14 protein-coding genes and 1 pseudogene are annotated in these 9133 nt (G+C 62.2%); 1 reads left to right on the top strand and 14 read right to left on the bottom strand.

Annotated features, from left to right (window positions below):
• The 11 genes from rpsQ to rpsJ all read right to left on the bottom strand — a co-directional run.
• On the bottom strand, positions 1 to 240 hold a 240-nt coding region (rpsQ, locus tag AC1DHD_RS10770; protein WP_476879707.1), incomplete at its 3' end, for a 30S ribosomal protein S17.
• Positions 237 to 566, bottom strand: a complete 330-nt coding sequence (gene rpmC / locus AC1DHD_RS10765; protein ID WP_011692802.1) for a 50S ribosomal protein L29 — start codon at positions 564 to 566, stop codon at positions 237 to 239. The genes rpsQ and rpmC, both read right to left, overlap by 4 nt.
• Before the next feature lie 2 nt (positions 567 to 568).
• A complete protein-coding gene (gene rplP / locus AC1DHD_RS10760) occupies positions 569 to 985 on the bottom strand; it encodes a 50S ribosomal protein L16 (RefSeq protein WP_138768571.1) in 417 nt (138 codons plus the stop codon).
• A complete protein-coding gene (rpsC, locus tag AC1DHD_RS10755; RefSeq protein ID WP_476879706.1) occupies positions 986 to 1819 on the bottom strand; it encodes a 30S ribosomal protein S3 in 834 nt (277 codons plus the stop codon).
• Positions 1820 to 2185: a 50S ribosomal protein L22 gene (gene rplV, locus AC1DHD_RS10750; RefSeq protein ID WP_003803798.1), complete on the bottom strand. Its 366-nt coding sequence runs from the start codon at positions 2183 to 2185 to the stop codon at positions 1820 to 1822. It abuts the gene before it with no gap.
• A 38-nt stretch (positions 2186 to 2223) separates the two neighbouring features.
• Positions 2224 to 2505 (bottom strand): 30S ribosomal protein S19, encoded by a 282-nt coding sequence (gene rpsS / locus AC1DHD_RS10745; protein ID WP_018773666.1) that lies wholly within the window; start codon positions 2503 to 2505, stop codon positions 2224 to 2226.
• 12 nt (positions 2506 to 2517) lie between these two features.
• A complete protein-coding gene (gene rplB / locus AC1DHD_RS10740; RefSeq protein ID WP_024366131.1) occupies positions 2518 to 3357 on the bottom strand; it encodes a 50S ribosomal protein L2 in 840 nt (279 codons plus the stop codon).
• A gap of 29 nt (positions 3358 to 3386) precedes the next feature.
• On the bottom strand, positions 3387 to 3692 hold the full coding sequence (gene rplW, locus AC1DHD_RS10735; protein WP_018773664.1) for a 50S ribosomal protein L23: 306 nt from the start codon (positions 3690 to 3692) through the stop codon (positions 3387 to 3389).
• Positions 3689 to 4309, bottom strand: a complete 621-nt coding sequence (gene rplD, locus AC1DHD_RS10730; RefSeq protein ID WP_476879705.1) for a 50S ribosomal protein L4 — start codon at positions 4307 to 4309, stop codon at positions 3689 to 3691. The genes rplW and rplD overlap by 4 nt, the downstream gene beginning before the upstream one ends.
• A gap of 2 nt (positions 4310 to 4311) precedes the next feature.
• Positions 4312 to 4962 (bottom strand): 50S ribosomal protein L3, encoded by a 651-nt coding sequence (gene rplC / locus AC1DHD_RS10725; protein WP_301226767.1) that lies wholly within the window; start codon positions 4960 to 4962, stop codon positions 4312 to 4314.
• Positions 4963 to 4979: 17 nt separating this feature from the next.
• Positions 4980 to 5288: a 30S ribosomal protein S10 gene (gene rpsJ, locus AC1DHD_RS10720; RefSeq protein WP_003803825.1), complete on the bottom strand. Its 309-nt coding sequence runs from the start codon at positions 5286 to 5288 to the stop codon at positions 4980 to 4982.
• Between the two features lie 448 nt (positions 5289 to 5736).
• Between rpsJ and AC1DHD_RS10715 the strand changes: the two genes are divergently transcribed.
• The gene (locus AC1DHD_RS10715; RefSeq protein WP_476879704.1) at positions 5737 to 7176 is read left to right on the top strand and encodes a GH1 family beta-glucosidase; all 1440 of its coding nucleotides are present in this window, start codon (positions 5737 to 5739) and stop codon (positions 7174 to 7176) included.
• A gap of 37 nt (positions 7177 to 7213) precedes the next feature.
• Here the strand turns inward: AC1DHD_RS10715 and AC1DHD_RS10710 are convergent, their stop codons facing one another.
• The 3 genes and pseudogenes from AC1DHD_RS10710 to fusA all read right to left on the bottom strand — a co-directional run.
• The gene (locus tag AC1DHD_RS10710; protein WP_476879703.1) at positions 7214 to 7339 is read right to left on the bottom strand and encodes a hypothetical protein; all 126 of its coding nucleotides are present in this window, start codon (positions 7337 to 7339) and stop codon (positions 7214 to 7216) included.
• A gap of 141 nt (positions 7340 to 7480) precedes the next feature.
• On the bottom strand, positions 7481 to 8671 hold the full coding sequence (tuf, locus tag AC1DHD_RS10705; RefSeq protein WP_476879702.1) for an elongation factor Tu: 1191 nt from the start codon (positions 8669 to 8671) through the stop codon (positions 7481 to 7483).
• A 236-nt stretch (positions 8672 to 8907) separates the two neighbouring features.
• Positions 8908 to 9133: pseudogene (fusA, locus tag AC1DHD_RS10700) on the bottom strand (elongation factor G); the annotation flags it as partial.

The raw sequence follows: 9133 nt of genomic DNA, 5'->3' as shown, positions 1-9133 counted from the left end.
GAGGAGAACGAGGTCGCCGATGCCGGCGGAGTTCTCTTCGTCGTGAGCCTTGATCTTCGTGTTGCGGCGCATAACCTTGCCGTAGAGGGCGTGCTTCACACGGTCTTCGACCTGGACAACGATGGTCTTCTCCATCTTGTCCGAGACGACGTAGCCGCGCTTAGTCTTACGGTAACCGCGCTCGTCAGCCTTGGCTGCGTCGGAAACAGTTTCCGTCACGTTCTCGTCCTTTTCACTCACTTGGCGTCCTCCTCGGTCTCAACCGTTTCAGCCTTGTCAGCCTTCTTGGTTGCAGCCTTCTTGGACTTCTTTTCTTCCTTGGCTTCCACAACCGGTGCGGCAACCTCGGCACGAATGCCCAGCTCGCGCTCACGGAGAACGGTGTAGATGCGTGCGATGTCCTTCTTTACCGCGCGCAGACGACCGTGGTTCTCCAGCTGGCCGGTGGCGGACTGGAAACGCAGGTTGAACAGCTCTTCCTTGGCCTTGCGGAGTTCTTCAACGAGACGCTCGTTGTCGAAACCGTCCAGCTGTGCGGATGCAAGTTCCTTGGATCCTACTGCCATTTCTACTCACCACCTTCGCGACGCACAATGCGTGCCTTCAACGGCAGCTTGTGGATTGCCAGGCGCAGGGCCTCGCGAGCTACCTCTTCACTAACACCGGAGAGTTCAAAGAGAACCCGGCCCGGCTTGACGTTTGAGACCCACCATTCCGGCGAACCCTTACCGGAACCCATGCGGGTTTCGGCCGGCTTCTTGGTCAGCGGACGGTCCGGGTAGATGTTGATCCAGACCTTGCCGCCACGCTTGATGTGGCGGGTCATCGCAATACGGGCAGACTCGATCTGACGGTTGGTGACGTATGCCGGGCTCAGAGCCTGGATACCCCACTCGCCGAACGAGACCTCGGTGCCGCCCGTGGCAGCGCCGGAACGACCCGGGTGGTGCTGCTTACGGTGCTTGACTCGACGTGGGATAAGCATTTAAGCCTGTCCTCCTTCTACTGCAGCAGGTGCAGCCTCAACTGCCGGTGCCTCTGCAGCAGGAGCTGCGTCGGCGGCCGGACGGTCGTTGCGACGACGGCGGTCACCGCGGTCAGCGCCACCCGGGCGGCCCGGACGATCGCCGGCACCGCGGCCGCGGGACGGAGCAGCAGCTGCCTGCTGAGCCAGTTCCTTGGCGGTGACGTCACCCTTGTAGATCCAGACCTTCACGCCGATGCGGCCGAAGGTGGTCTTGGCCTCGTAGAAGCCGTAGTCGATGTTCGCGCGGAGGGTGTGCAGGGGCACACGGCCTTCGCGGTAGAACTCCGAGCGGGACATTTCTGCGCCACCCAGTCGACCCGAGCAAGCGATACGGATGCCCTTGGCACCAGCGCGCTGTGCGGACTGCATTGCCTTCTTCATCGCACGGCGGAATGCCACGCGGGAAGTCAGCTGCTCGGCCACGCCCTGGGCAACAAGCTGGGCTTCCATCTCGGGGTTCTTGACCTCGAGGATGTTCAGCTGAACCTGCTTGCCGGTGAGCTTTTCGAGCTCGCCGCGGATGCGGTCTGCTTCAGCGCCGCGGCGGCCGATGACGATGCCCGGACGTGCCGTGTGGATATCCACGCGGACACGGTCGCGGGTGCGCTCGATCTCGACCTTGGCGATGCCGGCGCGCTCCATGCCCGTGGACATAAGCTGGCGGATACGGATGTCTTCGCGAACGAAGTCCTTGTACCGCTGGCCGGACTTGGTGCTGTCGGCGAACCAGTGCGATACGTGATCGGTGGTGATACCGAGTCGGAACCCGTGCGGGTTAACTTTCTGTCCCACTTAGCGAGCCTCCTCTTTCTCCGGGGTAGCGACTACCACGGTGATGTGGCTCGTGCGCTTCTTGATCTGAAATGCACGACCCTGGGCACGCGGCTGGAACCGCTTCATGGTCGGGCCTTCATCAACAAACGCTTCGCTGATGATGAGGTCACCTTCGTCAAACGCCACGCCGTCGCGGTCCGCGAGGACCCGGGCGTTGGAGATTGCCGACTGAACTACCTTGAATACCGGCTCCGAAGCTGCCTGCGGGGCAAACTTCAGAATTGCCAGAGCCTCGTTCGCTTGCTTACCACGAACAAGGTTGACGACGCGCCGGGCCTTCATAGGCGTTACGCGGATGTGACGCGCAATTGCCTTGGCTTCCATTGCTTTCCTTCTCTCGTCTTTGACGTAAGTGCAGGCGCCTAGCGGCGCTTGCCCTTACGGTCGTCCTTGACATGGCCGCGGAAAGTCCGCGTGGGAGCGAATTCGCCGAGCTTGTGCCCGACCATCGACTCAGTGACAAACACCGGGATGTGCTTGCGTCCGTCGTGCACGGCGATCGTGTGGCCGAGCATGTCGGGGACGATCATCGAACGGCGGGACCAGGTCTTGATGACGTTCTTGGTGCCCTTTTCGTTTTCCCTGGCTACCTTCACAAAGAGGTGCTGGTCAACGAAAGGACCTTTTTTCAGGCTGCGTGGCATGTGTCCAGGCTCCTATCGCTTGTTCTTGCCAGTACGACGGCGACGAACAATAAGCTTGTCGCTCTCTTTGTTGGGACGGCGGGTGCGGCCTTCGCGCTTACCGTTCGGGTTGACGGGGTGACGTCCACCGGACGTCTTACCCTCGCCACCACCGTGCGGGTGGTCGACCGGGTTCATGGCGACACCACGGACGGTCGGGCGAACGCCCTTCCAGCGCATACGGCCGGCCTTACCCCAGTTGATGTTCGACTGCTCGGCGTTGCCGACCTCGCCGACGGTTGCGCGGCAGCGCACGTCAACGTTGCGGATTTCGCCGGAAGGCAGACGCAGCTGGGCGAAGCGGCCTTCCTTGGCAACGAGCTGGATCGATGCGCCGGCGGAGCGGCCCATCTTGGCGCCGCCACCCGGACGCAGTTCAACTGCGTGGATTACGGTACCGACCGGGATGTTGCGCAGCGGCAGGTTGTTGCCGGGCTTGATGTCAGCGTCGGCACCTGCTTCCACGGTGTCACCCTGGGCCAGCTTGTTCGGGGCGATGATGTAACGCTTGGTGCCATCAACGTAGTGCAGGAGGGCGATGCGAGCCGTGCGGTTCGGATCGTACTCGATTTCGGCAACGCGGGCGTTGACGCCGTCCTTGTCGTGGCGACGGAAGTCGATCAGACGGTACTGGCGCTTGTGTCCACCACCCTTGTGACGGGTCGTGATCTTACCGGTGTTGTTACGGCCACCCTTTTTCGGGAGGGGACGAACCAACGACTTTTCCGGCGTCGACCGCGTGATTTCGGTGAAGTCCGCTACGCTCGAGCCACGACGGCCCGGGGTAGTCGGCTTGTATTTACGGATTCCCATAATTTATTTCCTCGTTAAAGTGGTCTCCGCTACGAGAGCGGACCGCCGAAGATGTCGATAGTGCCTTCTTTGAGGCTCACAATCGCACGCTTGGTGTTCTTGCGGGTACCCCATCCGAATTTGGTGCGCTTGCGCTTACCGGCACGGTTGATGGTGTTGATCGATTCGACCTTGACGGAGAAAATCTTCTCCACGGCCAGCTTGATCTCGGTCTTGTTCGAACGGGGGTCCACCAGGAAGGTGTACTTGCCCTCGTCGATCAGGCCGTAGCTCTTTTCCGAAACGACGGGTGCAAGCACGACGTCGCGCGGGTCTTTGATGGTGGCTGCGCTCACTTGGCATCCTCCTCGTTCTTTGCAGCCTTGTCAGCAACGAATGCTTCGTAGGCAGCCTTGGTGAAGACTACGTCGTCAGAAACGAGCACGTCGTAGGTGTTCAGCTGGTCTGCGTACAGAACGTGAACATCCTGGAGGTTGCGCACGGAGAGTGCAGCAACATCGTTGGCGCGGTCGATGACAACGAGCAGGTTCTTGCGCTCGGAGACGCCACGCAGCGTTGCCAGTGCGTCACGGGAAGACGGCTTGGTGCCGGCTACCAGTTCAGCAACGACGTGGATGCGGCCGTTACGGGCGCGGTCAGAGAGTGCGCCGCGCAGTGCAGCAGCAATCATCTTCTTGGGGGTGCGCTGGCTGTAGTCACGCGGCGTCGGGCCGTGGACGATGCCACCACCGGTCATGTGAGGAGCACGGATGGAACCCTGACGGGCGCGGCCGGTGCCCTTCTGCTTGAACGGCTTGCGACCTGCACCGGAAACCTCGGCGCGGGTCTTGGTCTTGTGGGTACCCTGGCGAGCAGCAGCGAGCTGTGCAACGACGACCTGGTGCAGCAGCGGCACGTTGGTCTGTACGTCGAAGATCTCTGCGGGCAGGTCAACCTTGACAGTGCTAGTCATTACTAGGCTCCCTTCACGGCGGTGCGTACGAGTACGACCTGGCCGCGGGCGCCGGGAACGGCACCCTTGATGAGGAGCAGCGACTTCTCGACGTCAACCGCGTGGACCGTGAGGTTCAGCGTGGTGTGACGAACGGCGCCCATGCGGCCGGCCATTTTCATGCCCTTGAAGACGCGGCTCGGGGTGGATGCGCCACCGATTGAACCGGGCTTACGGTGGTTCTTGTGGGCACCGTGGGAAGCTCCAACACCGTGGAAGCCGTGACGCTTCATAACACCGGCGAAGCCCTTACCCTTGGTGGTGCCAACGACGTCGATCTTCTGGCCGGCTTCGAAGAGCTCAACGGAGAGCTCCTGGCCCAGCTCGTAAGAAGCAGCATCTGCAGTGCGCAGTTCTACGACGTGGCGGCGAGGCGTGACGCCTGCCTTTTCAAAGTGACCAGCCAGCGGCTTGGTGACCTTGCGGGGGTCGATCTGGCCGTAGCCGATCTGAACGGCGACGTAGCCATCAGTGTCTGCATTGCGCAGTTGCGTGATGACGTTCGAGTCTGCCTGGACCACAGTGACGGGGATGAGCTTGTTGTTCTCGTCCCAGACCTGGGTCATGCCGAGCTTCGTGCCCAGCAGGCCCTTTACGTTACGGGTTGCGGTCATAGTCTCTCAGCACCTCCCTACAGCTTGATTTCGATGTTCACGTCGGCCGGCAGGTCGAGACGCATGAGCGAATCGACAGCCTTGGGCGTGGGATCGATGATGTCGATAAGACGCTTGTGCGTGCGCATTTCAAAGTGCTCGCGGCTGTCTTTGTACTTGTGCGGAGAGCGAATTACGCAGTAAACGTTCTTCTCCGTCGGCAGCGGCACGGGGCCAACTACAGTTGCGCCTGCGCGCGTGACCGTCTCAACGATCTTCCGTGCTGAAACGTCAATGACCTCGTGGTCGTATGACTTCAGCCGGATGCGGATTTTTTGTCCCGCCATGTCGCCTGACTCTCTTTCAGTCTGTGCTTCCCCTGATTAGGGCTGCCCTGTTCACTTACTAGTTGTGCGGCTGCCGAAGCATTTGAAGTCGTAACTACCACCCGCCGCACAAGCTGAATCCGGATAAATCCGGGTTCCTCAACCTGCCGGCGCAACCGACCCCCGCGGTCGGGCGTGTCGCGCATTTCACGCGAACTCGTCCGCAATACCTTGGAGAGTGGGTTRTGTTTGGGCTCCTACCTGGACCCTGACACCCGGCATTATCCGGATCGGGACGCGAAAGAGCGCTTGAACAACTCATCTAGTATGCCCGAATTATCCGGCAGAAGCGAATTCGCCCCCGCCAGCGGTCCTGTAGCTGTCCGCCCTCGCGCTTCCCGCCCCCTGACAGCGCCTTCCGGTACCCCCGGTCATTGCCTTCGGGAAGCGCCGCAACGAAGATAGGGTCATGACCGTGCAGGACTCCCCCGCCGTCCATGACCTCGCCGCAAAGCTTCCCCAGGACTTTGTGCTCGGGGTGGCCTCGGCCGCGTTCCAGATTGAAGGCGCCCTCGCGGCGGGCGGCCGCGGGCCCTCGGGCTGGGACGCCTTCGCCGAAAAACCAGGCACCATCCAGGACGGCCACTCCCCCGCCGTCGCCTGTGACCACTACAACCGTGCGGACGATGACGTGCAGCTGATGCGGGAGCTCGGCGTCGACTCCTACCGCTTCTCCATCTCCTGGCCCCGGATCCAGCCGGACGGCACCGGCCCATTCAACGCGGAGGGCCTGGATTTCTACGACAGGCTGATCGACAGGCTGCTTGAAGCCGGCATCTCTCCGATGGCCACCCTGTACCACTGGGATACCCCGCTACCGCTGGAACACCGCGGCGGCTGGATGAACAGGGCGACGGCGGAGCGTTTCGCCGAGTACAGCGCCGCGGCCGGTGCCCGCTTCGGCGACCGGGTGGCCCAGTGGGTCACCCTGAACGAGCCAGCCTCGGTGACGCTGAACGGCTATGCCCTCGGCGTGCACGCCCCGGGCCGGGACCTGCTCTTTGGTGCCCTGCCCTCCGTCCACCACCAGCTGCTCGCCCATGGGCTCGCCGTCCAGGCGCTGCGGGCCGCTGGCGTTTCCGGAGCCATCGGCGTCACCAACCTGCACTCCCCCGTCCGGCCGGCCAACGGATCGGTGACGGACCGGTTGCTGGCGAACGTGTTCGACCTCGCGCTCAACCGGATTTACGCCGACCCGATCCTGCTCGGCAGCTACCCCAAGGTGCCGCTGGTGGCGCGCCCCTGGTTCAAGGGTCTCGGCCGGTTCTCCGACGCGGATCTGCGTAATATCCACCAGCCACTCGATTTCTACGGGCTCAACTACTACTACCCCGTCAAGGTCGGTACCGGCCGTGGGCCGGCGGACAGCCCGGTCGGCTCCGCCGAAGCCATGGCGAAGCTGCCCTTCCATTTCGCGGCTTTCCCGGAGTACAAGACCACCGGTTTCGGCTGGCCGGTGGCACCGGACCACCTCGGTGGGCTGCTGCGCGAAATGAAGGACCGCTACGGCGAGGCACTTCCGCCGCTCTTTATCACCGAGAGCGGCGCCAGTTTCCCCGAACCGGACCACGTGGACGGTCCCATCGACGACGCCGGCCGGATCGGCTACCTCGCCGACCACCTGGGCCATGCCCTCGCGGCGACCGCGCCGGGCGGCGTCGCCCACGACGTCGAACTCCTCGGTTACTACGTCTGGACGTTGATGGACAACTTCGAATGGGCGGCGGGCTATTCGCAGCGCTTCGGGTTGGTCCACGTCGATTTTGACACCCAGGTCCGGACACCGAAGAAGTCGTTCTACTGGTACCAGGCGCTGAGCCGGGCCCGTCAGGAGCGGCCAGCCGGCTAGACGTGGACGGCCGGTCCGCCGGTGCGTGCCGGGGGCGCTACTGGTTCTTGTTGGCGCGGTTGATGCGCTTGGCACGGTCGATCTCGTGCCGGAAGTACTTCTTGGCCCACAGGCCGGCCGAAACAACGGCGGCTACCACCACCAGAAAAATGATCCATTCCATCCCGGGCTCCTCTCTTCATCAGCAACGGTAGCAGGGTCTTAAACAGAACAGCCCCGCTGCAGTGCAGCGGGGCTGTTCTGTCGTCACGGCGGCCGTCGAACGGCCCTCCGATCAGGAGATCATGCTCAGATCAACAAGTAATTACTTGATGATCTTGGTGACGCGTCCCGAACCAACGGTGCGGCCGCCTTCGCGGATTGCGAAGCCGAGGCCCTCTTCCATAGCGATCGGCTGGATGAGCGCAACGGTCATCTCAGTGTTGTCGCCGGGCATAACCATTTCCGTGCCTTCCGGCAGGGTGATAACGCCGGTTACGTCCGTGGTGCGGAAGTAGAACTGCGGGCGGTAGTTGGAGTAGAACGGGTTGTGACGTCCGCCTTCGTCCTTGGAGAGGATGTAGACGTTAGCCTCGAAGTCGGTGTGCGGGGTGATGGAACCCGGCTTGACGACAACCTGGCCACGCTCGACATCGTCGCGCTTCAGACCGCGGAGCAGGAGGCCACAGTTCTCGCCGGCCCATGCTTCGTCGAGCTGCTTGTGGAACATCTCGATACCGGTAACCGTGGTCTTCTGGACCGGGCGGATGCCGACGATCTCGACCTCAGAGTTGATCGCGAGGGTTCCACGCTCGGCGCGGCCCGTAACAACGGTGCCACGGCCGGTGATCGTGAAGACGTCTTCGATCGGCATCAGGAACGGCTTGTCGCGGTCACGAACCGGGTCCGGCACGGACTCGTCGACAGCAGCCATCAGGTCCTCAACGGACTTGACCCACTCCGGGTCGCCTTCCAGAGCCTTGAGGCCGGAAACGCGAACAACCGGTGCTTCGTCGCCATCGAAGCCCTGCGAGCTGAGCAGCTCACGAACTTCCATTTCGACGAGGTCGAGGAGTTCCTCGTCATCGACCATGTCAGCCTTGTTCAGGGCCACCAGCAGGTAGGGAACACCAACCTGGCGGGCGAGCAGGACGTGCTCGCGGGTCTGAGCCATCGGGCCGTCAGTGGCGGCAACCACGAGGATTGCACCGTCCATCTGARCAGCGCCGGTGATCATGTTCTTGATGTAGTCAGCGTGACCCGGAGCGTCTACGTGTGCGTAGTGGCGCTTCTCGGTCTGGTACYCAACGTGGGAGATGTTGATGGTAATGCCGCGCTGACGCTCTTCGGGAGCAGAGTCAATGGACGCGAAGTCACGCTTCTCGTTGAGAGTCGGGTACTTGTCGTACAGCACCTTGGAAATGGCGGCCGTCAGCGTCGTCTTACCGTGGTCAACGTGACCAATGGTACCGATGTTAACGTGCGGCTTAGTCCGCTCGAACTTTGCCTTTGCCACAGGTTCCTCCTAGAACGTTTTCAAATGACTTACCCTTCGACCGCGCTTGTCGCGGCAGAAACTCCAGTAAGTCTACTTGGGGGGCTTTGGATTGGTGAAATTGCAGATTCAGGAACTAATACTAGTCCCTCGAGCCTGTTCGTGCTGGCGGCCGGAGTCCGGCCGCCAGCACCAGGCGAATTCCCTGTGGAGGGAACGCACCCGAGTTTGTTGCAGCTGCGTGTTGTCCTTGCGGACTACTCGCCGCGGCTCTTCTGGATGATCTCGTCGGCAACTGCCTTCGGGACCTCGGCGTAGCTGTTGAACGTCATGGAGTACACAGCGCGGCCCTGGGTCTTCGAACGCAGGTCACCGATGTAGCCGAACATGCCGGACAGCGGGACGTGTGCGCGAATAACCTTGACGCCCTGGGCATCTTCCATGGACTGCATCTGGCCACGGCGGGAGTGGCCACGGCGGGAG

Source organism: Arthrobacter sp. 05L45_2, assembly GCF_056397525.1.
Note: the sequence above shows the minus strand (reverse complement) of the source record. Positions and strands in the feature narration are given on the sequence as shown.

What these genes read in the sequence shown, in the direction of transcription:
- rpmC (WP_011692802.1), bottom strand. Translation starts at nt 566, where the DNA reads ATGGCAGTAGGATCCAAGGAACTTGCATCCGCACAGCTGGACGGTTTC.
- rplP (WP_138768571.1), bottom strand. Translation starts at nt 985, where the DNA reads ATGCTTATCCCACGTCGAGTCAAGCACCGTAAGCAGCACCACCCGGGT.
- rplV (WP_003803798.1), bottom strand. Translation starts at nt 2,185, where the DNA reads ATGGAAGCCAAGGCAATTGCGCGTCACATCCGCGTAACGCCTATGAAG.
- rpsS (WP_018773666.1), bottom strand. Translation starts at nt 2,505, where the DNA reads ATGCCACGCAGCCTGAAAAAAGGTCCTTTCGTTGACCAGCACCTCTTT.
- rplB (WP_024366131.1), bottom strand. Translation starts at nt 3,357, where the DNA reads ATGGGAATCCGTAAATACAAGCCGACTACCCCGGGCCGTCGTGGCTCG.
- rplD (WP_476879705.1), bottom strand. Translation starts at nt 4,309, where the DNA reads ATGACTAGCACTGTCAAGGTTGACCTGCCCGCAGAGATCTTCGACGTA.
- rplC (WP_301226767.1), bottom strand. Translation starts at nt 4,962, where the DNA reads ATGACCGCAACCCGTAACGTAAAGGGCCTGCTGGGCACGAAGCTCGGC.
- rpsJ (WP_003803825.1), bottom strand. Translation starts at nt 5,288, where the DNA reads ATGGCGGGACAAAAAATCCGCATCCGGCTGAAGTCATACGACCACGAG.
- AC1DHD_RS10715 (WP_476879704.1), top strand. Translation starts at nt 5,737, where the DNA reads ATGACCGTGCAGGACTCCCCCGCCGTCCATGACCTCGCCGCAAAGCTT.
- AC1DHD_RS10710 (WP_476879703.1), bottom strand. Translation starts at nt 7,339, where the DNA reads ATGGAATGGATCATTTTTCTGGTGGTGGTAGCCGCCGTTGTTTCGGCC.